At 60.0% G+C, this 24,683-nt stretch carries 19 protein-coding genes; 6 read left to right on the top strand and 13 right to left on the bottom strand.

Annotated elements, in window-relative coordinates:
* Positions 1-10 precede the first annotated feature (10 nt).
* Both pgl and zwf read right to left on the bottom strand, forming a co-directional pair.
* The gene (gene pgl / locus ICY20_RS20290; protein WP_159955677.1) at positions 11-724 is read right to left on the bottom strand and encodes a 6-phosphogluconolactonase; all 714 of its coding nucleotides are present in this window, start codon (positions 722-724) and stop codon (positions 11-13) included.
* Positions 711-2,177 carry a glucose-6-phosphate dehydrogenase gene (gene zwf / locus ICY20_RS20285; protein WP_159955675.1) on the bottom strand — a complete coding sequence of 489 codons (1,467 nt, stop codon included), beginning with the start codon at positions 2,175-2,177 and terminating at the stop codon, positions 711-713. The genes pgl and zwf overlap by 14 nt, the downstream gene beginning before the upstream one ends.
* Before the next feature lie 219 nt (positions 2,178-2,396).
* On the opposite strand from zwf, the gene ICY20_RS20280 reads away from it, so the two are divergent.
* Entirely contained in the window at positions 2,397-3,257 is an 861-nt protein-coding gene (locus ICY20_RS20280; RefSeq protein WP_170039859.1) for a MurR/RpiR family transcriptional regulator, read from the top strand.
* A 136-nt stretch (positions 3,258-3,393) separates the two neighbouring features.
* Here the strand turns inward: ICY20_RS20280 and ICY20_RS20275 are convergent, their stop codons facing one another.
* From ICY20_RS20275 to ICY20_RS20230, 10 genes are all read right to left on the bottom strand, one after another.
* Positions 3,394-4,239 (bottom strand): D-hexose-6-phosphate mutarotase, encoded by an 846-nt coding sequence (locus ICY20_RS20275; protein WP_159955673.1) that lies wholly within the window; start codon positions 4,237-4,239, stop codon positions 3,394-3,396.
* A 198-nt stretch (positions 4,240-4,437) separates the two neighbouring features.
* A complete protein-coding gene (locus ICY20_RS20270) occupies positions 4,438-5,784 on the bottom strand; it encodes a carbohydrate porin (RefSeq protein ID WP_159955671.1) in 1,347 nt (448 codons plus the stop codon).
* A gap of 133 nt (positions 5,785-5,917) precedes the next feature.
* Positions 5,918-7,081, bottom strand: a complete 1,164-nt coding sequence (locus tag ICY20_RS20265; RefSeq protein ID WP_159955669.1) for an ABC transporter ATP-binding protein — start codon at positions 7,079-7,081, stop codon at positions 5,918-5,920.
* A gap of 2 nt (positions 7,082-7,083) precedes the next feature.
* Entirely contained in the window at positions 7,084-7,929 is an 846-nt protein-coding gene (locus ICY20_RS20260) for a carbohydrate ABC transporter permease (protein WP_194938441.1), read from the bottom strand.
* Positions 7,922-8,830 (bottom strand): carbohydrate ABC transporter permease, encoded by a 909-nt coding sequence (locus tag ICY20_RS20255; RefSeq protein ID WP_053257700.1) that lies wholly within the window; start codon positions 8,828-8,830, stop codon positions 7,922-7,924. The genes ICY20_RS20260 and ICY20_RS20255 overlap by 8 nt, the downstream gene beginning before the upstream one ends.
* 180 nt (positions 8,831-9,010) lie before the next feature.
* Positions 9,011-10,297 carry an ABC transporter substrate-binding protein gene (locus ICY20_RS20250; RefSeq protein ID WP_159955665.1) on the bottom strand — a complete coding sequence of 429 codons (1,287 nt, stop codon included), beginning with the start codon at positions 10,295-10,297 and terminating at the stop codon, positions 9,011-9,013.
* Between the two features lie 104 nt (positions 10,298-10,401).
* On the bottom strand, positions 10,402-11,661 hold the full coding sequence (locus ICY20_RS20245) for a D-mannose isomerase (RefSeq protein WP_194938440.1): 1,260 nt from the start codon (positions 11,659-11,661) through the stop codon (positions 10,402-10,404).
* 231 nt (positions 11,662-11,892) lie between these two features.
* Positions 11,893-12,741, bottom strand: coding sequence for an ATPase (locus ICY20_RS20240; RefSeq protein WP_159955661.1), 849 nt, complete (start codon positions 12,739-12,741; stop codon positions 11,893-11,895).
* 126 nt (positions 12,742-12,867) lie between these two features.
* Positions 12,868-13,866 (bottom strand): NAD-dependent epimerase/dehydratase family protein, encoded by a 999-nt coding sequence (locus ICY20_RS20235; RefSeq protein ID WP_194938439.1) that lies wholly within the window; start codon positions 13,864-13,866, stop codon positions 12,868-12,870.
* 52 nt (positions 13,867-13,918) lie between these two features.
* On the bottom strand, positions 13,919-14,812 hold the full coding sequence (locus tag ICY20_RS20230) for a LysR family transcriptional regulator ArgP (protein ID WP_194938438.1): 894 nt from the start codon (positions 14,810-14,812) through the stop codon (positions 13,919-13,921).
* Positions 14,813-14,911: 99 nt separating this feature from the next.
* Between ICY20_RS20230 and ICY20_RS20225 the strand changes: the two genes are divergently transcribed.
* The 5 genes from ICY20_RS20225 to ICY20_RS20205 all read left to right on the top strand — a co-directional run bounded on the left by ICY20_RS20225 (position 14,912) and on the right by ICY20_RS20205 (position 20,398).
* A complete protein-coding gene (locus ICY20_RS20225; protein ID WP_194938437.1) occupies positions 14,912-15,313 on the top strand; it encodes an ACT domain-containing protein in 402 nt (133 codons plus the stop codon).
* 5 nt (positions 15,314-15,318) lie between these two features.
* Positions 15,319-15,918, top strand: a complete 600-nt coding sequence (locus ICY20_RS20220; protein ID WP_194938436.1) for a LysE/ArgO family amino acid transporter — start codon at positions 15,319-15,321, stop codon at positions 15,916-15,918.
* A 178-nt stretch (positions 15,919-16,096) separates the two neighbouring features.
* Positions 16,097-16,693, top strand: coding sequence for a superoxide dismutase (locus ICY20_RS20215; protein WP_017125974.1), 597 nt, complete (start codon positions 16,097-16,099; stop codon positions 16,691-16,693).
* A 181-nt stretch (positions 16,694-16,874) separates the two neighbouring features.
* Positions 16,875-18,926, top strand: a complete 2,052-nt coding sequence (locus ICY20_RS20210) for a putative bifunctional diguanylate cyclase/phosphodiesterase (protein ID WP_194938435.1) — start codon at positions 16,875-16,877, stop codon at positions 18,924-18,926.
* Between the two features lie 128 nt (positions 18,927-19,054).
* Entirely contained in the window at positions 19,055-20,398 is a 1,344-nt protein-coding gene (locus ICY20_RS20205; RefSeq protein WP_194938434.1) for an imelysin family protein, read from the top strand.
* A 59-nt stretch (positions 20,399-20,457) separates the two neighbouring features.
* Here the strand turns inward: ICY20_RS20205 and ICY20_RS20200 are convergent, their stop codons facing one another.
* Entirely contained in the window at positions 20,458-24,654 is a 4,197-nt protein-coding gene (locus tag ICY20_RS20200) for a dermonecrotic toxin domain-containing protein (RefSeq protein WP_194938433.1), read from the bottom strand.
* Positions 24,655-24,683: the final 29 nt, after the last annotated feature.

The following is a 24,683-nucleotide window of genomic DNA, read 5'->3' as shown; positions in this document are numbered from 1 at the left end:
GATCCTTGGCTCATGGGCACCAGTAAATCTCTAATGTAGGTTGCAAAAACGCGCGAACAGGCATGGCAGCAACGTCGTCACTGGCCAGTGCGGCGCTTAAGGTTGTCAGTTTCGAGCTGCCGGAAATCGACAACACGGTGTAGTTGGCCGTGGCCAGCAGTGCGCGACTCATGGTCAGGCGCTGGTGTGGCACGGTCGGCGCCAGCATCGGCCAGCAACGGCGGGTACCGTCGGCCTTCAGCGCTTCGCTCAGGTTCGGGCTATTGGGAAACAGCGAGGCGGTGTGGCCGTCATCGCCCATGCCCAGTACCAGCACGTCTATGGCTGGCAGTTCGGCCAGCAGGCGATCAGCCTGCTCGGCAGCGTCTTCAAGATTGGCGGCTGCGCTGTAAAGGCTCAAGAACTTGGCCTTGGCTGCCGGGCCTTGCAACAAGTGCTGCTTCAACAGGCCAGCATTGCTGTCGGCATGCTCCACCGGCACCCAGCGCTCGTCGGCCAGGGTCACAGTGACCTTGGACCAGTCCAGGCCTTGCTTGGCCAAGTGCTGGAAAAACGCCACGGGGCTACGGCCACCGGACACCACCAAAGTTGCCTCGCCACGGGCGCTGATGGCCGTGCGCAATTGCTCGGCCACGTCAGTGGCCAAGCCCTCAGCCAACAGCACCGGCGTGCGGTACTCATGGGGCGTTACGCCCTGAGGCAGTTTCAAATCAGATATCGCCATACCACGACCTCCCATCCCGCGTGATCAGTGCAATGGAGCTCATCGGCCCCCAGGAACCCGCCGCATACGGCTTGGGCGCATCACCGGACTTTTTCCACCCGGCGATCAACTGGTCACACCACTTCCACGCGGCTTCGATTTCATCTTTGCGAACAAACAGGTTCTGATTGCCGCGCATCACTTCCAGCAACAGCCGCTCGTAGGCATCGGGAATCCGTGCGCTGCGATAGGTGTCAGAAAAATTCAGTTGCAGCGGGCCGCTGCGCAGTTGCATGCCCTTGTCCAGGCCCTGCTCCTTGGTCATCACGCGCAAGGAGATCCCTTCGTCCGGTTGCAGGCGGATGATCAGTTTGTTGCTGATCTGCAAGCGCTGCTCGGGGGCGAAGATGTAGTGGGACGGCTCCTTGAAGTGAATGACGATCTGCGACAGCTTTTGCGGCATGCGCTTGCCGGTACGCAGGTAGAACGGCACCCCGGCCCAACGCCAGTTGCGGATATCGGCACGCAGGGCGACGAAGGTCTCGGTGTCGCTCTGGGTGTTGGAGTTTTCTTCTTCCAGATACCCCGGCACCGGCTTGCCAGCGCTGTAGCCGGCGATGTACTGGCCGCGCACCACTTGAGTGGTCAGGCCTTCCGGGCTGATGGGCGCCAGGGCCTTGAGCACCTTGACCTTCTCGTCACGGATGCTGTCGGCAGACAAGTCGGCCGGTGGGTCCATGGCAATCAGGCAAAGCAGTTGCAGCAGGTGGTTCTGGATCATGTCCCGCAGCTGGCCGGCCTTGTCGAAGTAGCCCCAACGGCCTTCGATGCCAACCTGCTCGGCCACGGTGATTTCCACGTGGGAGATGTAATTCTGGTTCCACTGGGTTTCGAACAGGCTGTTGGCGAAACGCAGGGCGATCAGGTTCTGGACGGTCTCTTTGCCCAGGTAGTGGTCGATGCGGTAGGTGCGGTTCTCGGGGAAGAACTGCGCCACGGCGTCGTTGACCTTGCGCGAGGACTCCAGGTCCGAGCCGATGGGTTTTTCCAGCACCACGCGGGTGTTTTCTGCCAGGCCGACCTTGGACAAGTTCTCGCAGATCGCGCCATACACCGCAGCCGGTGTGGCGAAGTAAGCGATCAGGGTTTGTGCAGTGCCGGCGATTTCTGCCAGGGCTACGTAGTCGTCGGCATTCTTGAAGTCGACGTGTACGTAAGTCAAACGGGCCAGGAAGCGCTGGGCGATGGCTTCGTCGAGCTCTTTGCCAACGTACTTGCGCAGTTCTTTTTCAATATGGGCCACGTGGTCCTGCGCCGACCCTGCTTCACGGGCCAGGGCCAGGATGCGGGTGTCGTCGTGCAGGAGGCCGGCGCCATCCAGTTGATAGAGGGCAGGAAATAACTTGCGCAGCGCCAGATCACCCAAGGCGCCAAACAGGGCAAAGGTGCAGGGTTCCACGGTTATCAAAGGCATGATGTTTGTTCTTTTATCAAGTTAAGCTACAAATACCTTTTTTCAAGGCATCACTCAAGGAAAAATGTAGTAATAACCACAACATTTTCCCGAAATACGCATTCCGAGTGGTGGTGTTCAGCTACCCTCAGTAGGATAGGCCACCGCAAAAGGCCACTCATCGATTGGTTGCCACCTCTTATTTGCATCGTCGCCCGAAGGAAAGACTGAATGGACCGCGTGCGAAATCTTCTGGAACAGATCCGGAACCGCCTCGAAGAATTGAACAAGGCCGAGAAAAAAGTCGCCGAGGTCATCCTGCTCAACCCGCAGCAGGCGACCCGCTTCTCTATTGCCGCCCTCGCCCAGGCCGCCTCGGTCAGTGAACCGACGGTCAACCGTTTCTGCCGTTCGTTCGGCGTGAGCGGTTACCCTGAACTGAAATTGCAGCTAGCGCAAAGCCTGGCCAGCGGTGCGGCGTATGTCAGCCGCGCCGTGGAAGCCGATGATAACCCTGAGGCCTACACCCAGAAGATCTTTGGCAGCGCCATTGCGTCCCTGGACAGTGCCTGCCAGGCGCTGGACCCAGCCTTGATCAGCAAGGCCGTGGACTTGTTGATCCAGGCGCGGCAGATCCACTTCTTCGGCCTCGGCGCTTCGGCCCCGGTAGCCATGGATGCGCTGCACAAGTTCTTCCGTTTCAACCTGGCCGTGACCGCCCACGCCGACGTGCTGATGCAACGCATGATCGCCTCGGTGGCACACACCGGTGAGTTGTTCGTGATTATTTCCTACACCGGGCGTACCCGCGAGCTGGTGGAAGTGGCGCGTATCGCCCGGGAAAACGGCGCGTCTGTGCTCGGCGTCACGGCAGAGAATTCGCCGCTGGCCAAGGCCAGCACGGTGAGCCTGAATATTCCTTTGCCGGAAGACACGGACATCTATATGCCGATGACGTCGCGGATCATTCAATTGACCGTATTGGACGTGCTGGCGACCGGCATGACGTTGCGCCGTGGGGTGGATTTCCAGCCGCATTTGCGCAAGATCAAAGAGAGCTTGAATGACAGCCGGTATCCGGTTGGGGATGAATTCAACTAGCTGGATTTTGTGATGGCTGTACTGGCCTCATCGGGGGCAAGCCCCCTCCCACACTGACCGTGTTCACAAATTTAAATGTGTGAATACAGTCAATGTGGGAGGGGGCTTGCCCCCGATAGGGCCATCAGCAACACCGCTAAACCCCAGCCCGAGCCTGCAAACTAAGGTGCGCCCTCTCCCCCGGCGCCAAGCTGGCCCCGGCCATCGCCGATTCCACGCACACAAACCCCGACGCCTCGTTAAAACTCACGCCCAACAGCGGCCGGCTGCCCGGATGCCACACCACAGTGTCCGCACTGTCGCCGGTATCGATGCACAGCTCGCGCTGCCAAGCATGGTCTTTGAGCTGCAATTCACCCTCATGCTGAAACACCCGTTGACACCCACCGTCCACCCGCAACTCACCTTCCTGCTGGCAAGCCTGGCGACTGAGCTGGTCATAACCTTGCGCCCCGTCGAGCCCAGACAGCGCTATCTCGTCAACGTGACCAATACGCCAGTAAGCATGCAAAGCGTGGCTCAGTTGGCACGGCAGCTCGTCCTGATGCTCGGTGCTCAGTTTAAGTTCCAGCGTTTCGCCCAGGTGCGCATGCAGGTCAACCTGCCAGTCGCACAGCTGTAATTGCCAGTGCAGGCGCACGCCGTCATCGTCGGTGCTGCTGTCCAGCAGTTTCCAGTCGATCAAGCGCGCCCAACCGTGGGACGGCCAGGCGTTTTCGCTGGGGTGACGGCCATACCACGGCCAGCACACCGGAATACCACCCCGGATGGCTCCGACCTGCGGCCACTTGGCGGCGCACCACAACCAGGGTTTTTGACCTGTCGGCTGAAAATGCAGCAATTGCGCACCCTGGCGGCTGAACACCGCCTGGCACAACGGATGATCGATCACCAACACATCGCGCATCTGAAAGCGCTCCCAGGCGAACACCGGGCGTTCGCGCAGGGATTTGAAAAAACGTTGCAGCGGTTGCTCATGCATGTGCCACTGTCCTGAATGTCTTTGTGGGAGCTGGCTTGCCTGCGATGGTATCAACGCGGTTTGCCTGCTGTACCGCGTTGATGCCATCGCAGGCAAGCCAGCTCCCACAGGGAGATGTGCTCCCCTTCCCCAAAAAAAGCGGGTAGCCATGGCTACCCGCAAAATGCGCACAGAGAGAAGGAGCTTATCGCAACAGCGTTAGAACGTAGACTGAATTTTCAGGCCCGCTACCAACGCGTTATCGACTTTATCCACGCCGCCAGGTTGCACGACGTATTGCAGGTTAGGGCGTACGGTCAGCCAGTTGGTAACGTGGAAGCCGTAGTTGATTTCAAAGTTGTACTCGGTTTCGCGAATCGGCGTGTACAGCGCGTTGTCGTAGTCGTCCACACCATTGGCGACGTTGAGCAACTCGGCGTTTTTCTTCACATCCTTGTTGACGTGCAGACGCGCTGCGCCAATGCCGACATCGTCTTTTGGACGCGCATCGAATGGGCCTTTGTACACCAGCATCAACGACTGGTAGTTGTCGACGGTGTTGGTTTCCTTGTCGTGGAACGTGGCGTTGGCCGCGATGTTCAGACCACGGGAAGCGTCGCCGTTGTGAGTGGTGAGTTGCTGTTGCGCAACGAACCAGTAGCCTTTTTTGCTGCTGCGGGTGCGGTAGTCTTCGCCCGTGGTGGCAGCGTTGTTGCCGTTGACGTCTTCGCGTACGTCAGCCGCATCGGCCGCGCTCTTGTAGAAGCCCACACGGTATTCGCCCGGCAGGTTGTTAACCTTCGGCGACCAAACCAACTCCACTGGAATCACGGTGCCCTTGGTGCCACTGCCGCTGAGCTTGAAGCCGTTGCCGTGCTCCAGCTGCGATGGGTTCTGGTTGTACGCGCCGATTTGCGCATACAGCTCTGGGGTGATGTGGTACTTCACGCGGATGGCAGCCTGGCTGACTGGCCAGTTGTACCAGGTGTTCACATAGTTGCCGACCTGGGAGCCGCAGAACGACAGGTTCTGGAAGTCGCACGGGAAAGTGTTGAAGTCTTCGCCTTCGCCGAAATAGCCGAGTTTCACGTCGAGCTTGTTATCGAACATCTGGTGCTGGATCCAGAACTGGGTCAGACGCACCATGTGGCCACGACCGTACACTTCCATCGACGAGCTCAGCGTGCCGGCACGCGGGTCGCCAATGCGGTCGTTGGAGATGTTTTGGCCGTTACGGTTGGTCAACTGGATCTTGGCCTGGGTGTTGTCCCAGCCCCACAGTTTTTCCAGGTCCAGGGCTACGCCCAGACCGAACTGGTCAGCGTAGCGACCGGTCTTGTCGTTGTTGTAACCGCCGTGGGCGTTGTAGCCCATTTCACCGACGTAATCAGCCTTGATGTCGATACCTTGCTCGATCAGCTTGGTACGTTCACCACCCCAATCGCCAGTCATCCACTTGGAATCGGCGCTGAACGCTTCGTCCGCCATCGCATTGGCGGACAAAACCAGGGCTGCTGCTGCTGACAGTTGGCAGATCAGCCGAGCATTGTTGTGTTGCTTTTTCATCCCTACATCCTCGTCTTTATTGTTATTAAACTGTTTTTATCTAACGTGGTTTACTTTTTTTATCTAAAACAACAACTTATCTACTTCTGTGGGCGCCGGGCTTGCCCGCGATGCAGGCAATTCGGTCCTTCAGTTACAACGCAGTGATGCCATCGCGGGCAAGCCCGGCGCCCACAGGGGCAGACTGTGACTGCACAGTGCCCAGACGCTCGCCGGTATTGGCGTCGAACAACAAAACCTTGGCTGGATCAAATTGCAGCGTGAGGGTCTCGCCCACCTGCGGCGCTACGTCGGGTGCCAGGCGGCAGCAGACCTTGGTGTCATTGAGTTGCACAAAGACCAGGGTGTCCGGGCCGGTTGGCTCGGTGACCTGTACTTCGGCACGGATGCTGGAGGCCGTATCGCCCTCGCCCGTCGCCAGCATGATTTGCTCCGGGCGCAGGCCCAGAATCACGTCGCGGTCTTCAAGCCCGGCGTCTGTCACGTTCAGTGCCAGTTCGCAACGGGCCTGGCCGCTGTCGAGCAGGGCCACCAGGCGACCGTCCTTGCGCTGCAGACGCAGAGGCACGAAGTTCATCGGCGGCGAGCCGATAAAGCTCGCCACGAACTGGTTGGCCGGGTTGTTATAGATGTCTTTAGGCGTGCCGAACTGCTGGATGATGCCGTCCTTCATCACCGCCACCTTGTCGCCCAGGGTCATCGCTTCGATCTGGTCGTGGGTCACGTAAACGGTGGTGGTCTTGAGGCGCTGGTGCATCAGCTTCATTTCGGTACGCATCTCGACGCGCAGCTTGGCGTCGAGGTTGGACAATGGTTCATCAAACAGATAGATCTTCGGCCGACGTGCCAGGGCACGGCCCATGGCCACACGCTGTTGCTGGCCACCGGACAGTTGGCCCGGCTTGCGATTGAGCAGGTGTTCGATCTGCAACAGCTTGGCCACCCGCGCCACTTCGGCATCGATGTCAGCCTGGGGCATCTTGCGGATCTTGAGGCCGAACTCGATGTTTTCGCGCACGCTCATGGTCGGGTACAGCGCGTAGGACTGAAACACCATGGCGATGTCGCGGTCCTTGGGGCTCATGCCGCTCACGTCCTGGTCGCCGATCATGATCGCGCCGCCGGTGATGGTCTCCAGACCCGCGATGCAGTTCATCAGCGTGGATTTACCGCACCCCGAAGGACCGACCAAAATCAGGAACTCGCCCTCTTTGATCGACAGTTCGATGTTCTTCAAGGTGTCGGGCAGGCCGGCGCCATAGGTCTTGTTTACATTGCGAAGTTCAAGCGTAGCCATGATTACCCCTTGACCGCGCCGGCCGTGAGGCCGCGCACGAAATACTTGCCTGCGATCACATAGACCAGCAGGGTCGGCAGCCCGGCGATCATCGCCGCCGCCATATCCACGTTATATTCCTTGGCCCCGGTGCTGGTGTTGACCAGATTGTTCAGCGCCACCGTGATGGGCTGGGAGTCGCCGCTGGAGAACACCACGCCAAACAGGAAGTCATTCCAGATCTGGGTGAACTGCCAGATCAGGCAGACCATGATGATCGGCGTCGACATCGGCAGAATGATCTGACGGAAGATGGTGAAGAAACCCGCACCGTCCAGGCGTGCCGCCTTGATCAGCGCATCCGGGATGCTCACGTAGTAGTTACGGAAGAACAGCGTGGTGAACGCCAGCCCGTAGACCACATGGATAAACACCAAGCCGGTGGTGGTGCTGGCCAGGCCCATCTTGCCGAGGGTAAACGACGCCGGCAGCAGCACGGTTTGGAACGGCAGGAAGCAGCCGAACAACAGCAGGCCGAAGAACAACTGCGAACCCTTGAAACGCCAGAACGACAGCACATAGCCGTTCAATGCACCGATGGCGGTGGAGATCAGCACAGCGGGAACGGTGATCTTGATCGAGTTCCAGAAGTAGCCATCCACCGTGTCCCAGGCTTTGACCCAGCCGATGCCGCTGACCACGGTGGGCCAGCTCAGCAGGTTGCCGGTGCTGATGTCTTCGGGGGTCTTGAAGCTGGTGAGCAGCATCACCACCAGCGGCACCAGGTACAGCAGCACAGCGAGGATCAGCACCGCGTAGATCGCGATGCGGCTCAGGCTGATGGAAGGTTTGGCAGCGAGACTAGTCATTACGCTTGGTCCTCAGCTCGGAGTAGAGGTAAGGCACGATGATCGCGAGGATCGCACCGAGCATCAGGATGGCACTGGCCGAGCCCATGCCCATCTGGCCACGGCTGAAGGTGAACGAGTACATGAACATCGCCGGCAAATCGGACGAATAGCCCGGACCGCCTGCGGTCATCGCCGCCACCAGGTCGAAGCTCTTGATCGCAATGTGCGCCAAAATCATCACCGCACTGAAGAACACCGGGCGCAGACTTGGCAACACCACGCTCCAGTAGATGCGCGGCAGGCTTGCGCCGTCGATTTGCGCGGCGCGGATGATGGATTGATCAACACCACGCAGGCCAGCCAGGAACATCGCCATGATAAAGCCCGAGGCTTGCCACACGGCGGCGATTACCAGGCAGTAGACCACGCGATCCGGGTCGATCAGCCAGTCGAGACGGAAGCCTTCCCAGCCCCAGTCCCGCAGGAGTTTGTCCAGGCCCATGCCCGGGTTGAGCAGCCATTTCCAGGCCGTACCGGTGACGATCATCGAGAGCGCCATCGGGTACAGGTAAATGGTGCGGATAAAGCCTTCGCGGCGGATTTTCTGGTCGAGAAAAATCGCCAGCGTCACACCGATCACCAACGTGATGCCGATAAACATCCCGCCGAATACCGCCAGGTTCTTGCTCGCTACCCACCAGCGGTCGTTGTCGAACAACCGCGCGTATTGCGCAAGGCCCGCCCATTTGTAGCTTGGCAGGAAGGTAGATGTTGTGAACGAGAGTACAAACGTCCACAGGATGTAGCCGTAGAAGCCCACCAACACGATGAACATGCTGGGCGCCAGCACCAACTTGGGTAGCCAGCGCTGCAGTGCATCGAACGGCGAGGCTTTGCTGAACACAGCAACAGAACTCATGGGGAAATCCAATACAGGGAAAAAGGACTAGCCAATAAACCTTGTGGAGTAGGCTTTTTGTGGGAGCGGGCTTGCTCGCGAAGGCGGTGGGTCAGTTGACACATGTGTGTCTGATATACCGCATTCGCGAGCAAGCCCGCTCCCACACAAGCCCGGCTCCTACAAAAACGCTACCAGGCCTTACTTGGCAGACTTGATCGCAGCGCCCAGTTTCTTGGCGGTGTCGGCCGGGTCGGCTTTCGGGTCGTTGATGAAGTTGGTCACGACGTCAAAGAACGCGCCTTGCACAGCCAGGGTGGTGGCCATGTTGTGCGCCATGCTTGGCTGCAGGCCGCCGGTCTTGGCGTCTGCCAGGAAGTCTTTGGCGGCGGTTTGTGCGCAGGAGTCGAAGCCGTAGCTGTCCATTTTGGTCAGCATGTCGTTGCGAACAGGGATCGAACCTTTGTTGATGCTGAACACTTTCTGGAAGTTTTCACCCAGCACGACTTTGGCAATGTCCTGCTGACCGGCAGCAGTGCCTTTGTCTTTCTGCTTGAACACCGCCAGGGAGTCGATGTTGTAGGTGAAGGCTTTGTCGGTGCCTGGGAAAGCTACGCACTCGTAGTCCTTGCCGGCTACTTTCTTGGCGGCGGTCCATTCGGACTTGGCCCAGTCACCCATGATCTGCATGCCGGCCTTGCCATTGATGACCTTGCCCGCTTCGAGGTTCCAGTCCTGGCCTTTGCCGTCGACGTCCATGTAGGTCGCGACTTTCTTCAGTTCGGTGAGCGACTTGACCATTTCCGGGCCAGTCAGCGCGCCGTTGTCCAGGTCGACCAGGGCTTTCTTGTAGCCATCGGCACCCATCACCGACAGAACCACGGCTTCGAACACGGTGCTGTCCTGCCAAGGCTGGCCACCGTGGGCGAGCGCAATGAAGCCCGCGGCCTTGAGCTTGTCGCCGGCTGCGTAGAATTCTTCGAGGGTAGTTGGGTTCTTGGTGATACCGGCTTTCTTGAAGACTTCCGGGTTGATCCACAGCCAGTTGACGCGGTGGATGTTGACCGGCACGGCGACGTAGTCACCGTCGAACTTCACGGTATCGGAGACTTTCTTGTCGAGCAGGGAGTCCCATTTTTCTTCTTTGGCCACGTCTTTCAAGACGTCAGTGTCGAGCAGGCCTGTGGACGCCCATTCCTGAATGTCGGGGCCTTTGATCTGGGCAACGCCGGGTGGGTTGCCGGCGACTGCGCGGCTTTTGAGTACGGTCATGGCCGTAGCACCACCGCCACCTGCAACGGCACCGTCTTTCCAGGTAAAGCCGTCTTTCTCAACTTGGGCCTTCAGGACATCTACAGCCGCTTTCTCACCACCAGAAGTCCACCAATGCACCACTTCAACCGTACCTTTGGAGTCGGCTGCAAATGCAGTGAGGGGAAACAACGAGGCAATGGAAATAGCGACGGCGAGGCGATTAATCGCGTTCATCTGAGTACCTTTTTTTGTTGTTATGCATGCAAGTCTAGAGCTTGCGCTGCACGGAGTTTAAACAGGGATGTTTAGGGCGCAGGTAACAAAGGGACGTACAAATGTCACCACTTGGTGACATAAGACCCGCTTCCCAATGCACTGGCCATGCTGGGTGCCAAGGGTAACGCAGGCAGCAGAACCGCTTGCCAGGCATGGTACAGGTCTGGCTTGCCGCCCCAGATGTTGCTGCTGGGTCTGTTATGCGGGCTGAGTTCGTGGTGCCAGCTCCCGTGGGTACGGTCGATGAAATGGGTTTCGCAAAACTCCCAGAAACGCCGATACCAGGTTTCGTAGTGCTGTTCACCGGTGCGTTTGAGCAAGGCTTGGGCGGCGGCGCTGGCTTCGGCGTGGGTCCAGTGCAGGCGCTCTCGCACCACGGGGCGTTGGTTCCAGTCGAGGGTATAGACGATGCCGGGGGCGCCATCGACGGCCCAGGCGTATTCGCAGGCGCTGGCGAACAGGCCTTTGGCGTCGGTCAGCAGCCAGTCCGGCGTGACCAGCCCGGCGCGCAGGCGGGCGGCTTCCAGGTGCAGCACCAGCCGCGCCCATTCGAAACCATGGCCGGGGGTGATGCCGTAGGGGCGAAAGCCATCGGCGGGGTTGTCTTCGTTGTAACCGAGCACCGGTTGCCAGTGGGCGTCGAAATGCTCGATCACCATAAATTGGTTGGCGGCGGCGTGGGTATGGATCACCCGTTCAACAATGCGCAGCGCGCGGTCCAGCCAGCGTGTGTCGCCGGTCACGTCGGCCAGTGCGAGGAAAGATTCGGTGGCGTGCATGTTGCTGTTGGCGCCGCGATAGGCTTCGACGCCGCTCCAGTCCTGGGCAAAGGATTCGAGCATCACGCCTTCCTCTTCGCTCCAGAAGAACTGGTCGATGATATGGATGGCGTCGTTGAGCAAGGTTTGCGCACCGGGCGCGCCAGCCACCACCGCCGAGCTGGCGGCCAGGGCTACAAAGGCGTGCAGGTAAGCGGCCTTGCCACGGTTGCCGTCGACGGCGTGGGGCGTGGCGAACCAGCCACCGTGTTCGGCATCCTTTAAAGGGCCGCTGAGGGCTGCGACACCGTGGGCCACCAGGTCGGCATAACCGGGCAGCCCCATGGCGTGGGCCATGGCGAAGCTGTGGGTCATGCGGGCGGTGTTCATGGTTTCGGCGTGGGCGTTGCTCGGCAGTTGGCCTTTATCGTCCAGGTTGCCGAAGCCGTCGGGCAGCCGGGAAGCCTTGGCGAATGACAGCAGGCGCTGGCCTTCGGCGGCGAGCCAGGCGTGGTGGGCAGGCGCGTTCAGCCAACTGCTGGCGGGCAGTGGTTGGGTGGTCATGGGTGGCCCTTATTATTGTTTGTGGGGTGACCGGAGTCTAAACAAGGGGGCGGTAGGGGCAAGTAACGAAGGGCAAGGGAAATGTCACCAAGCGGTGACAAATACAAGTGTATGGAGGGCATTTGTGGGAGGGGGCTTGCCCCCCGATAGCTGAGTGTCAGTCACTGCATCTGATTACTGAGCCACCGCAATCGGGGGCAAGCCCCCTCCCACACTTGGAGCCGGTTTCGATCATTGGCCCAGCGGCGTTACCTTTGCCGGTGCATTGAGCTGCTGTTGCAGGTTTTGCACCTGGCTCTGCAAGGTGGTGATATTGCGCGTGGTCTGGATGCGGAACACATCAAACTCTTTATTGGTCGGCGCATCGCTGTTGACGGGTTGGCTGTCCTGGGCGCTCTTCAACACCACCAGATCCTGTTCCAGGCGAGCGATGGCAGCACTCGGGTTGCCTTGCTTCTTGAGCGCGGCAACATCGGCGGCCAGTTCCTTGAGTTCGGTATCACGCTTGCCTGCATCGCCTTGCGCCGCCTTGAGCGTGGCTACCGCATCGGTCAGGGCCTGCACCTGGCCTTGCAGCTTGCTGTTGGCACTGGACAGCTCGGTGGTGCTGGCGGTCATCTGAGCCAGACGTTTGTCCAGTTCAGAGGCCTGGCCGGCCACGCCAATCTGCTGCTTGCCCTGCTCCAGCAATTGGCTTTGCAGCTGCTTGATCTGCAGCTTCAGCGCTTCACTGCCGTTGTTCACGCTGGCTTCACTGGCCACGACCTTGCCGGAAATGTCTTGCAGGCGCCCCGCCGCTTCTTCGCTGATGCGCGCAAAGCTTTCTTGAGTGGCCACCAGTTGCTGGCCCATCAGGGAGATCTGCTGGAAGCTCCACCAGGCAAGGCCTGCAAAGGCGATCAACAGCGCGCCGATCAAGGCCCACAACGGGCCGGTGCTGGCACTCTTGACCTTGACCACCTTGGTGTTGCGCGAACGCACCGAGGTCGCGGGAGTTGGTTCGAAATCATCGTCATCCCCAACATCGGCCCGCAGGCTGGGAACGTTGTCGAAGTCGTCGTCTTTAGCATCGTTGCGCATGAATCAACCCTGAATCGGTAAGTGGCGAGCTGGTAAGCCGAGCGGCGGGAGTATAAACCGCGTTCCCGTCGCACTGATCGACCCGGAACCACAGATTCGGTTCCCGATGTGTTGCCTGGTGTGACCTTACTTCAACCCTGGGTCCTGGGCCTTCCACCAACTGCAGAACTCGTCGAGGGCGGTCCACAGGCTGACCTTGGGCTCGTAGTCCAGATAATGCCTGGCCCGGCTGATATCCAGGGTGAAATCTTTGTTCATGACCTGCATGCCCAGGCGGGATAACGCTGGCTCCGGTCGGCCGGGCCACATCGCACAAAAGGCTTCGTTGAGTGCCGCCACGCTGTAGGACAAGCCGTAGGACCGGTAACGGGCTACCTGAGGCAACTCCATTTGGCGCATCACATAGTTCACGACATCCCACACCGGCACCGGCGTGCCGTTGCTGATGTTGTAGGCACGGCCCAGTGCCGAACCTGGGGCAAGCAAGCTGCTGAGCAAGGCTTCGTTGAGGTTGTGTACGCTGGTGAAGTCGACCTTGTTCAGGCCGTCGCCGACGATGGCCAGGCGGTTCTTGCGCTGCATCTTCAGCAGGCGCGGGAAGATGCTCATATCGCCAGCGCCCGTGACGAAACGCGGGCGCAGGGCAATGACTTCAAGGCCAAACTCCTGGGCGCCAAATACCTTCTGCTCGGCCAAGTATTTGGTGGCTGCATAGGGGTGCTTGAAGCGCTTGGGCACTTGCTCTTCAGTCAAGCCCAGATGATCGCGGCCATCGAAATAGATCGACGGTGACGACAGGTGCACCAACCGCCCAACATGCTGCTTGAGGCAGGCTTCGACGACGTTCTCAGTCACCAGCACATTGCCCTGGTGGAAGTCCTGGTATTTACCCCACAGCCCGACAGCCCCGGCGCAATGCACCACCGCTTCGACATCGCGGCACAGGTGGCGCACCAGGTCGGCATCATTCAGATCACCCTGGATAAACTCGGCGCCACGCCTGACCAGGTGCTCTACACCTTCAGCGCGTCGCCCGTTGACCCGCACGTCCAGGCCCTGCTCCAGGGCGAAACGCGCAAAACGCCCGCCGATGAAGCCGCTTGCGCCGGTGACCAGAATTTTCATGTATTACCCCGTGTTCTTTCGTTTTTCATCGCTGTTGCCTTGACGCCCGCCATCACTCCAACGGCACCAACCATTGCCCACACGCCTGGGCCAAATGGTCGGTCAACAAGCTCAGCAGTTGCCCGCCACTGCGCCAATGATGCCAGTACAACGGCACATCGATGGGCTTATCTGGCAATAACTCCACCAGCACGCCCTTTTGCAACTGCTCGCGCACTTGCAATTCAGGCACCAGGCCCCAGCCCAGGCCGGCTTCGGTCAGGCGGATAAACCCTTCGGACGACGGGCATAAATGGTGTTCGAAACCGCCATCCACGCCGAGGGATGCCAGGTAGCGGTGCTGCAGGAAATCATCCGGGCCAAACACCAAGGCCGGTGTGCGAGCCAACTGATCGGCACGCACACCGTTCGGAAAATGCCGCGCTATAAAAGCCGGGCTGGCCAATGCTCGATAGCGCATGGCGCCCAACAACAGGCTGCGGGCCCCGGCCACCGGGCGCTCACTGGCACAGATGCAGGCCGCCACTTCACCGGCACGCATACGTTTGAGGCCGACGGTCTGATCTTCGACGACCAGGTCCAGCAACAAATGCTGCTCGGCGCAAAAACCACTCACAGCCTCGGCCCACCACGTGGCCAGGCTGTCGGCATTCAGGGCGATGCGCAGGCGTTCGGGCATGCCTTCCTCATCCAGCGCCGGCACCTGACTTTGCAGGTCGCGCTCCAGCAGACGTACCTGTTGCACATGGTTGAGCAGGCGCCGGCCGATGTCGGTGGGCACTGGCGGCGTGGCGCGCACCAGCACCGGTTGGCCGATGCGCGCCTCAAGCAGCTTGATGCGCTGGGAGATCGCCGACTGCGACAACCCCAACACCTGGGCCCCGCGTTCGAAGCCGGCCTGTTCCACCACCGCCGCCAGGGCGGAAAGCAATTTATAGTCGAACATCAGTTTCTCTAATGAGCGATCAGCAATATTGGTTTTTCTTATACAGCCTAGCCCCCGAGAATGACCAGCATTGCTTACTTCTATTAAAGGATCCTTCACATGGCTGGCGAAACCGCCCTGGCAACCCTGCTGCGCAGCATGAGCCCGCACTTGAATGACGGTGACTACGTGTTCTGCACCTTGCCCGACAACCGTATCCCACCAGGCTGCGAGGTGATCGGCAGCTTTCGCGAACAGGAAGGCTTGACCCTGATCCTGGAGCGCCAGCAGGCAGAACAGGCCGGTCTGGCCTTCGATTACGTGGCGGCGTGGATCACCCTGAATGTTCATTCTGCCCTGGAAGCCGTGGGCCTGACTGCCGCGTTTTCCAGCGCGCTGGGCAAGGCCGGCATCAGTTGCAATGTGATTGCCGGCTATTACCACGATCACTTGTTCGTCGGCCGCAAGGATGCCGAACGCGCCCTGCAAGTCTTACGGCAACTGGCGATAGACGCGGAGTAACCTCTATGTGGCAAAGCTACTTGAATGGTCTGTTGGTGGCCCTGGGCCTGATCATGGCCATCGGTACCCAGAACGCATTTGTCCTGGCGCAAAGCCTGCGCCGTGAACATCACTTGCCCGTCGCAGCGTTGTGCGTGGTATGCGATGCGTTGCTGGTCGCCGCCGGAGTCTTCGGCCTGGCCACGGTGCTGGCACAAAACCCGCTGCTGCTGGCGATTGCCCGCTGGGGCGGCGCGGCGTTCCTGCTGTGGTACGGCACCCTGGCATTGCGCCGCGCCTTTTCGACACAAAGCCTGGAGCAAGGCGGCAATCTCAAGGTGCGCTCGCTGCGCGCAGTCATGCTCAGCGCACTGGCGGTAACACTGCTCAACCCCCATGTCTATCTGGACACCGTGCTACTGATCGGCTCGCTGGGCGCCCAACAAACCGAACCGGGTGCGTACGTGGCGGGCGCTGCCAGCGCGTCGTTCCTGTGGTTCGCCACCCTGGCCCTAGGCGCCGCATGGCTGGCACCGTGGCTGGCACGCCCGGCGACGTGGCGCCTGCTGGACCTGTTGGTCGCTGTGATGATGTTCAGCGTGGCCTACCAATTGATCGCCGCGTAGGGAATATTCCAAAACGCTCTGGAACCTCTATCCCACACAGTTGTTGCGTGGTTTTGCCGCACCCCCGGTGCTATGATCCTGCCCCTGCGCCGCAAAGAGTACAAACTCCCCGGCGCTTGTTTGGCCGCCCGTGATCGGCCTTGCGCTCACCGCAACTGACCTGATTAGGAGAATCATCATGGCTTTCGAATTGCCGCCGCTGCCCTACGCACACGATGCCCTGCAGCCGCACATTTCCAAGGAAACCTTGGAATTCCACCACGACAAGCACCACAACACCTACGTCGTGAACCTGAACAACCTGGTGCCAGGCACCGAGTTCGAAGGCAAGACCCTGGAAGAGATCGTTAAATCCTCTTCGGGCGGTATCTTCAACAACGCCGCTCAGGTCTGGAACCACACTTTCTACTGGAACTGCCTGGCGCCAAACGCTGGCGGTCAACCTACCGGCGCGCTGGCTGAGGCCATCAACGCTGCGTTCGGTTCGTTCGACAAGTTCAAGGAAGAGTTCACCAAGACTTCGGTCGGCACCTTCGGTTCCGGTTGGGGCTGGCTGGTGAAAAAGGCTGACGGTTCCCTGGCCCTGGCCAGCACCATCGGCGCCGGCAACCCGCTGACCAGCGGCGACACCCCGCTGCTGACCTGCGACGTCTGGGAACACGCTTACTACATCGACTACCGCAACGTGCGTCCAAAGTATGTGGAAGCGTTCTGGAACCTGGTCAACTGGAAGTTCGTGGCTGAGCAGTTCGAAGGCAAGACCTTCACTGCCTAAGCACCCTTGCAGTAGAAAAAGCCCGGCCATGCCGGGCTTTTTCATGGGCGCCATTCGGTAAACCTGATCACCCTGACAACTTCCTGGAAATGTCCTGCGCAATGTCCCTTTGACTGCCATCACGGGATTGCCAATACTCATGGCATATTGAGGCCACCCGCATGAGACAAGGAATGCCCCTTTGAAGCTGGAACTCAAAAACAGCTTGTCGGTGAAGTTGCTACGGGTCGTGCTTTTATCGGCATTGATCGTGGGCGTGGCGCTGAGCGTGGCGCAGATCGTCTTTGATGCCTATAAGACGCGCCAGGCCGTGGCCGGTGATGCCCAGCGCATCCTCGACATGTTTCGCGACCCTTCGACCCAAGCCGTCTACAGCCTGGATCGCGAGATGGGCATGCAGGTCATTGAAGGCCTGTTCCAGGACGATGCCGTGCGCATGGCCTCCATTGGCCATCCCAATGAAACCATGCTGGCGCAGAAAAGCCGCGCATTGCAGCAAGCCCCAAGCCGCTGGCTGACCGACCTGATTCTTGGCCAGGAACGCACCTTTACCACCCCACTGGTAGGCAAGGGCCCTTACAGCGAGTACTACGGCGACCTGAGTATTACCCTGGACACGGCCACGTACGGCCAGGGGTTTATCGTCAACTCGGTGATCATCTTCATTTCTGGCGTGCTGCGCGCGCTGGCCATGGGCCTGGTTTTGTACCTGGTCTATCACTGGCTGCTGACCAAACCCCTGTCGCGAATCATCGAGCACCTGACGTCGATCAACCCGGACCGGCCCAGCGAGCACAAGATCCCCCAGCTCAAGGGTCACGAGCGCAATGAATTGGGGCTGTGGATCAACACCGCCAACCAGTTGTTGGAGTCCATCGAACGTAACACCCACCTGCGCCACGAAGCAGAAAGCAGCCTGCTGCGCATGGCCCAGTACGATTTTCTCACCGGCCTGCCGAACCGCCAGAAACTGCAAGAGCAACTGGACAAGATCCTCATCGACGCCGGCCGCCGCCAACGCCGCGTAGCCGTGTTGTGCGTAGGCCTGGATGACTTCAAAAGCGTCAACGAACAGTTCACCTACCAGGCCGGCGACAAATTGCTGCTGGCCCTGGCTGACCGGTTGCGCGCCCACAGCGGTCGCCTCGGTGCCCTCGCGCGCCTGGGTGGCGATCAGTTCGCCCTGGTGCAAGCCGATATCGACCAACCCTATGAAGCAGCCGAGTTGGCGCAAAGCATCCTCGACGACCTGGAAGCGGAGTTCCCCCTCGATCACGAAGGCATCCGCCTGCGCGCCACCATCGGCATCACCCTGTTCCCCGAAGACGGTGACAGCACCGAGAAGTTGCTGCAAAAAGCCGAACAGACCATGACCCTGGCCAAGACCCGTTCGCGCAACCGCTATCAGTTCTATATCGCCAGCGTCGACAGCGAAATGCGCCGCCGCCGCGAGCTGGAGAAAGACCTGCGCGACGCCCTCAGCCGCAACCAATTTCACCTGGTGTACCAGCCGCAGATCAGCTACCGCGACCACCGCGTGGTGGGCGTAGAGGCGCTGATCCGCTGGCAACACCCGGAGCACGGCCTGGTACCTCCAGACCTGTTTATCCCGCTGGCAGAACAGAACGGCACCATCATCGCGATTGGCGAGTGGGTACTGGACCAAGCGTGCCGGCAATTGCGCGAATGGCATGATCAGGGTTTCAGCGACCTGCGCATGGCGGTCAACCTCTCCACCGTGCAGTTGCACCACACCGAGCTGCCGCGGGTGGTCAACAACCTCATGCAGATCTACCGCCTGCCGCCGCGCAGCCTGGAGCTGGAAGTCACCGAAACCGGCCTGATGGAAGACATCAGCACCGCTGCCCAACACCTGTTGAGCCTGCGCCGCTCAGGCGCGTTGATCGCAATTGATGACTTCGGCACTGGCTATTCGTCGTTGAGCTATCTGAAAAGCCTGCCCCTGGACAAGATCAAGATCGACAAGAGCTTCGTCCAGGACCTATTGGACGATGACGACGATGCCACCATCGTGCGGGCGATTATCCAACTGGGCAAAAGCCTGGGCATGCAGGTGATCGCCGAAGGCGTGGAAACCGCGGAACAAGAGGCGTACATCGTTTCTGAAGGCTGCCATGAAGGCCAGGGTTACCACTACAGCAAACCCTTGCAGGCCCGGGAGTTGGCGGCGTTTTTAAAGCAGGCGGAGCGCAATAACGCGGTCATTCTTTGATCGCCGCAAACAATACGAAATATTTCCCACGTTTAACCCTTTACACAAAATGCAAATCTTTCGCATTATGTCGCAGCTTTTTGCGCTCCCCCGCGCGCCCTATCAACAACCGAAGCAGGATGTTCGCCATGATTCGTATGCCCCTGGCCACCGCCAGTCTGCTGGCCATTGCCATTTCTCTCGCCGGTTGCGGCGAAGGTAAAGACAAGGCCGCAGCGCCCCAGGCGCCGACCCCGGCTGCCAGCACTACCGCTCCAGCGGCTGCCACCCCTGCAGGCCAGGTCGACGAAGCAGCCGCCAAGGCTGTGGTCGCGCATTACGCAGACATGGTGTACGCGGTCTACAGCGACGCCGAGTCCACTGCGAAAACCCTGCAAACCGCCATTGATGCATTCCTCGCCAAGCCCAACGACGAAACCCTGAAAGCCGCCCGCACAGCCTGGGTCGCCGCTCGCGTTCCTTACCTGCAGAGCGAAGTGTTCCGCTTCGGCAACACCATCATCGACGACTGGGAAGGCCAGGTGAACGCATGGCCGCTGGACGAAGGCCTGATCGACTACACCGACAAGTCCTACGAACACGCCCTGGGTAACCCAGGCGCCACCGCCAACATCATCGCCAACACCGAGATCCAGGTCGGCGAAGACAAAGTGGACGTGAAAGACATCACCCCGGAAAAACTCGCCAGCCTCAACGAGCTGGGCGGCTCCGAAGCCAACGTTGCGACGGGCTACCACGCCATTGAGTTCCTGCTGTGGGGCCAAGACCTGAACGGCACAGGCCCTGGCGCGGGCAACCGCCCTGCGTCGGACTACCTCACCGGCGACGGCGCCACCGGCGGCCACAACGAGCGTCGCCGCGCCTACCTGAGCGCTGTGACCCAACTGCTGGTCAGCGACCTCGAAGAAATGGTCGGCAACTGGAAGCCCAACGTCGAAGACAACTACCGCGCCACCCTGGAGGCAGAACCTGCCACCGACGGCCTGCGCAAAATGCTGTTCGGCATGGGCAGCCTGTCCCTGGGCGAGCTGGCCGGTGAGCGCATGAAGGTTTCCCTGGAAGCCAACTCGCCAGAAGACGAGCAAGACTGCTTCAGCGACAACACCCACTACTCGCACTTCTACGACGCCAAGGGCATCCGTAACGTCTACCTGGGCGAGTACACCCGCACCGACGGCACCAAAATGACTGGCGCCAGCCTGTCGTCCCTGGTGGCCAAGGCTGACCCGGCTGCCGACACCGCCCTCAAAGCGGACCTGGCGGCGACCGAAGCCAAGATCCAGGTCATGGTTGACCACGCTGGTAAAGGTGAGCACTACGACCAACTGATCGCCGCCGGTAACGATGCGGGCAACCAGATCGTGCGTGACGCCATCGCCGCACTGGTCAAGCAGACCGGTTCGATCGAAGCCGCTGCCGGCAAGCTGGGTATCAGCGACCTGAACCCGGACAGCGCTGATCACGAGTTCTGATCAGCCGCAGTACCTACGTGACTGAAAATGCCCCGACCTGTTCGGGGCATTTTTTTGCACTACACCCTGATGATAAAAATCTGCGGTGACGCTGTTGGCGTTGTCAGCTGGATTCCTCCCATCAGCGCAACAAGGCTGTTACTGACTTGAGCCTGAGCGACTAATTGGCGCGTCGGCGCGTCCATCAAGTTGACGTCTGGCGAAATCACCTGATCGCCAGCAATGCGATCACCATTCACGCGGCGCAACCTCAGCCAATACAGCCTAGGATGCACCCCGCGCCTGAACAACAGGTCGCTGGGATGGCTGTAGCCACTGAGGATGTCGAAGCGACAGCGGCTCACGACCTCACTCATCAATGTTCTCAATCGCCCATCGACGCCGAAAGGGAGCGCATTGAACAAGGGAACTGCGACTGGCTCGGGGCGAAAGCTCAAACGGTGGTAACGCCCAAGCACATTCACTAGCTGCAAGCTATTGTCGGCGCTTCGCGGGGTTCTCGTGAGCAACGAAAACGGATCAGCCAGCCGCATATCGGCCGCGCGTAGCCATAACTGCCAGTCGCGCAATGTGCGTATCACCGAGTTCAAGCCTAATTGGGTCAAGCCTGCGGGGTTGGCCCGTTTGAACAGCGTCACGGCGACGTCCACCTGGCTGGCGAGGGTTAGCAGTGGAAAAGCATCACCCACATACAAGGTCAGCGTTTTTTTCAAGGGCACGTCGGTGGATATTTTCCACAGGCCGTCACCGGTAATGAATTGCGCCTGCCGGGGCTGGTTATAGATGCCAGCGTGCAGCAGGTGCTCCAGGTCCAGAAAGTTCCCGACAGGTCGCCCAGGGTCACGAATAAATACCTCATTAGGGCGGGAGAGGGCTCTGGGCAAAATTGCGAAATAGCGCTGGCCCGACTCTATGTACTCCTGCCCCTGCTGCTCGCCTGCAATCCGTCGGTAGATTTTCCTTGTCGCATCCACCACCTCAAGCTCCGCACTGTCGATACGCTTTCCCCACTCGATAAATTGTTCATTCGCAGGGCGCGCAGATACAGGCTCGGGGGCTGGCGCGATGGGCCGTGGACGACTCGGCACCGGCTGCGGCTCGACAGGGCGCGGGCGCTGTACAACGGCAACAGCCGCTTCAACCGCTACGTCCGGCAAATCAAGCCCGCCCAGGCGCCGCTGGAAACGCGCGAGCGGCACGCTCAAATAGGGCTCAAACGCAGCCGTGGAGAGCCTCAACCGCAGGTTCTGGACCAGAGCGACCTGAAACTCAACTTCACGTCCTGCCGGGAAATTGAACGACTCAAACACCCGCCGTGCCTGGGCCTCATCCAGAAACGGGTAGAGGTCCATGAGTTGGCGCTCAGGTGGGTTGCCGCCCCTTAGCCCGCCTACCGTATGCGAGCCGACTTCCCACTGGCCCGAGGCACTCTGCCGGATGGGCGCGTAGTGATATTGCGTCAGCTTGCGCGCATCCCTGAGGCGCCAAGCGGCCTTGTCACCGTCATCGAGGATCGAGTACCAGTGCTCCCCATCATTGAGGAAGTAGTGCTGGGAGCCATCAGCCTTCGACGCCTTGTGATACAGGCCCTTGCCCTCCCAACCGACCAATGGCACAACGTCGTCAGGCTTGTTCCTCAGCGCCATCTCGGCAGGCAACCTGCGCGGCTTGGGACTGACGCTCCCAGCGCGTGCGCCCATGGCGCCATCCATCAAGGCCCCCATCAGTTCGCCCAACGACCGTACGAAGTAATGAGCAGCGCCGACACGGTCCCCGAGATTCAGCGCTTCAACGGCGTTGAACACCGAGTAGAGGCTGCGGGCCAACCCGATGGGCAACATGATCTTGATGGGTAACACCATCGACAGCACATCGAAGGCAACGGTGGCTACTGTCAGGCCGGTCTCGACATTGACTTGATGGGTACTCGTCGATTGCGCGCCCGCATCGTTGATCGCGAAATTGGCCTCAACCTCATACGCGTCTTCGAAGACGCTATGGGCGATCCTGCCCATGCTCACCATCGAGACGTCACCACGGCCCCTGAGCATCGCCCGGACATGGGGTAGGAACGCCTGTTCCACACGCCCCAACAGGTAATCGCGCCACGAGCTGTTCATCACGAAGTCGCTCATCAAGCGGTCTTTGGCGAACTCATGAAACACCCGCCCGCCCGGTGCCTGCGGGGTATACACGACGATTGAGCCAACCCCGGAGGTCGAGGTGCAAAACAGCAGTACCCCACGCACGCGCTGGCCCCGCAGTTTCAAGTGCTGCACCAGTATCCGATGCCCTTCGACGTGCTCGCGGCGGTCACTGTCCACGGGCTCGTCGAGCACCACCCGCACCCAATTGAACCCTCGCGCCAGGCGGTCCGGCAGAAAATCACCGTTGATCTTGGCCTCGATGGCGTCCAGACGCAGCTGACGCAACATGACCTGGCCATACGTGTTTTTTTGCGCCAACGCACCGGGCGAGGTGATCAGGCGATCTTTCAACAGCATCTCGTAACCTTGCCCGACGTTGACCGTGCGCACCAAGTCCTTGACGTTGTGCAAGCTAAGGCCCTCGTAGGGCGTGGCCGGGGTGAGATCTTCGGGAAGCAGTACTTCATCCGGCTTCTTGCCGGTATTTTCACTGAGCCTGGAGAAATGTGTGAAGTTCAGATCCAAACCGCCGACATTTTCCAGGGCCAGTTCTGTCAGTGTCCGGCTGCGATGCCGGAACAACGGCGTACCGGGCTCGCGAGGCGCGGGGGCCGGAGCACCGGGGACGACCACCGTAGGTGGAATGTAGGGCTCTTTGGTGTGCACCCGGATATCGTCGGGGTCAATGTCCAGCGCATGATCGGCCTTGAGTCGGATGCGCAACTGTTGGTTGGCGTACGCCAGCAGGGCCGGTTTATCGCTGTACTGCGCCAGCGAAGGTAAGCCCTCGGCATCCGGCAGGCTCAACAATTGGTTGCAATAGTCAGCCATCGCTGCATGCCAGGCGTCTTTGTCGGTCGCAGACGCGTCCTGAAGAAACGCCTTGAGCTGCGCCTGGCCACGCTTTATTTCCCGACCTGCCATTACACCGACTGCGTTGAAGGGGCGGCCTGGGTCTATCACTCGATCCCACGCGCTCGGCAGATGGTACATCTGGGCCTGCTCACCTTGTGCCTGGTAGCGCGTAAGCGTGGCGATGCAGTTGTCCTGTATCAGTTGGCATTGGGTTTCAATGCTGTAGTTGAACGGTGAGTCCAGCCGCTCCAGGTACGTCACCTGCCCCGTATCCTTTCGCTGGCGATGAAGGGCCAGGCCATGGGCTTGCTCGGTTTCTGCCAGCAAGTCCAGCACACCGGCAAATTCTACGGCGTGGTTCAAACGCCGATGCAGCTCACGGTCAAGGCTGGCCAGGGAGTCAAACGCCTCAAGGCCGGTGCCCGGGAGAAACAACAACACCGTGCCCAGGTTCATGCTCGGGTCCACCGGGCGCACCCTGACCGGCTGGACCTCACTCACAGGCCTGACCACGGTTTGCTCCGGGTCCCTGGCAGTCAGCACAAATGCCCCGCACAGCGTCAAACCACCGCTGAGGGCAACCGCGTAGACGCACGGCCGGTCAGCCCGCAGCACCTGCCGTGCCTGGGCCTCAGGGTAAAGCCGCACCTGCGCGAACACCTCCTGGGCTGCGGGGCTGAGTAAGCCGTCCGCGCCAAGCAGCGCTACCTCTGCTGCCAACCGTTCGGTATGGGTGTGCACCAACCATTGTTTCTGGGTACGCGTATCGGCCGGGCTGCGCGGGCGGGCCCAATAGGCATCCATATAGGCCGAAAAGTACGTCGACGCCCCCTCGGCCAGACGGTCAAGGAATTTATCAAGGCCAGCCGGGGTAACGCCGACCAGCGACTGCAAATCGTCGCCAATGGCCGGGCGCCGAAACAAAGTGGCCATGCGGCTCTCGTAAGTCGAAGGCTGTTGAGCAATAAGACGTTGCACCACCGCGTCCAGCAGCGAAGGCAGCAATACCGCTTCGGATGGCGTGGGCACCTCGCTTTGAGGCAATTGGATGAAGCCCTGGCGCACATCGAGACCAGGCGTCAACGTCGGGAAGGCTTGCTCGAACTCATGCTGCACGAATGAATGAAACGTCGGCGGCGGCTGGAACTGCTCGACGATCTGTCGATTGAGCGCAAGCCATTGGCCACGCAAGGTGACCTGTTGCTGCGTGTCGTTTACGATCAGGGGTGCGGGTATTAATGAATCAGACGGCATCGTGGCATCTCAAAGAGGGAAAGTAGCCG

The sequence above is a fragment of the Pseudomonas pisciculturae genome, from assembly GCF_015461805.1.
Classification (GTDB): Bacteria; Pseudomonadota; Gammaproteobacteria; order Pseudomonadales; family Pseudomonadaceae; genus Aquipseudomonas; species Aquipseudomonas pisciculturae.
Note: the sequence above shows the minus strand (reverse complement) of the source record. Positions and strands in the feature narration are given on the sequence as shown.

Coding starts and splice junctions, on each gene's coding strand:
- ICY20_RS20240 (WP_159955661.1), bottom strand. CDS start 12,741: ATGCGCAACGATGCTAAAGACGACGACTTCGACAACGTTCCCAGCCTG.
- ICY20_RS20200 (WP_194938433.1), bottom strand. CDS start 24,654: ATGCCGTCTGATTCATTAATACCCGCACCCCTGATCGTAAACGACACG.
- ICY20_RS20225 (WP_194938437.1), top strand. CDS start 14,912: ATGGCTGGCGAAACCGCCCTGGCAACCCTGCTGCGCAGCATGAGCCCG.
- zwf (WP_159955675.1), bottom strand. CDS start 2,177: ATGCCTTTGATAACCGTGGAACCCTGCACCTTTGCCCTGTTTGGCGCC.
- ICY20_RS20250 (WP_159955665.1), bottom strand. CDS start 10,297: ATGAACGCGATTAATCGCCTCGCCGTCGCTATTTCCATTGCCTCGTTG.
- ICY20_RS20205 (WP_194938434.1), top strand. CDS start 19,055: ATGATTCGTATGCCCCTGGCCACCGCCAGTCTGCTGGCCATTGCCATT.
- pgl (WP_159955677.1), bottom strand. CDS start 724: ATGGCGATATCTGATTTGAAACTGCCTCAGGGCGTAACGCCCCATGAG.
- ICY20_RS20215 (WP_017125974.1), top strand. CDS start 16,097: ATGGCTTTCGAATTGCCGCCGCTGCCCTACGCACACGATGCCCTGCAG.
- ICY20_RS20220 (WP_194938436.1), top strand. CDS start 15,319: ATGTGGCAAAGCTACTTGAATGGTCTGTTGGTGGCCCTGGGCCTGATC.
- ICY20_RS20270 (WP_159955671.1), bottom strand. CDS start 5,784: ATGAAAAAGCAACACAACAATGCTCGGCTGATCTGCCAACTGTCAGCA.
- ICY20_RS20260 (WP_194938441.1), bottom strand. CDS start 7,929: ATGACTAGTCTCGCTGCCAAACCTTCCATCAGCCTGAGCCGCATCGCG.
- ICY20_RS20265 (WP_159955669.1), bottom strand. CDS start 7,081: ATGGCTACGCTTGAACTTCGCAATGTAAACAAGACCTATGGCGCCGGC.
- ICY20_RS20275 (WP_159955673.1), bottom strand. CDS start 4,239: ATGCATGAGCAACCGCTGCAACGTTTTTTCAAATCCCTGCGCGAACGC.
- ICY20_RS20230 (WP_194938438.1), bottom strand. CDS start 14,812: ATGTTCGACTATAAATTGCTTTCCGCCCTGGCGGCGGTGGTGGAACAG.
- ICY20_RS20255 (WP_053257700.1), bottom strand. CDS start 8,830: ATGAGTTCTGTTGCTGTGTTCAGCAAAGCCTCGCCGTTCGATGCACTG.
- ICY20_RS20235 (WP_194938439.1), bottom strand. CDS start 13,866: ATGAAAATTCTGGTCACCGGCGCAAGCGGCTTCATCGGCGGGCGTTTT.
- ICY20_RS20245 (WP_194938440.1), bottom strand. CDS start 11,661: ATGACCACCCAACCACTGCCCGCCAGCAGTTGGCTGAACGCGCCTGCC.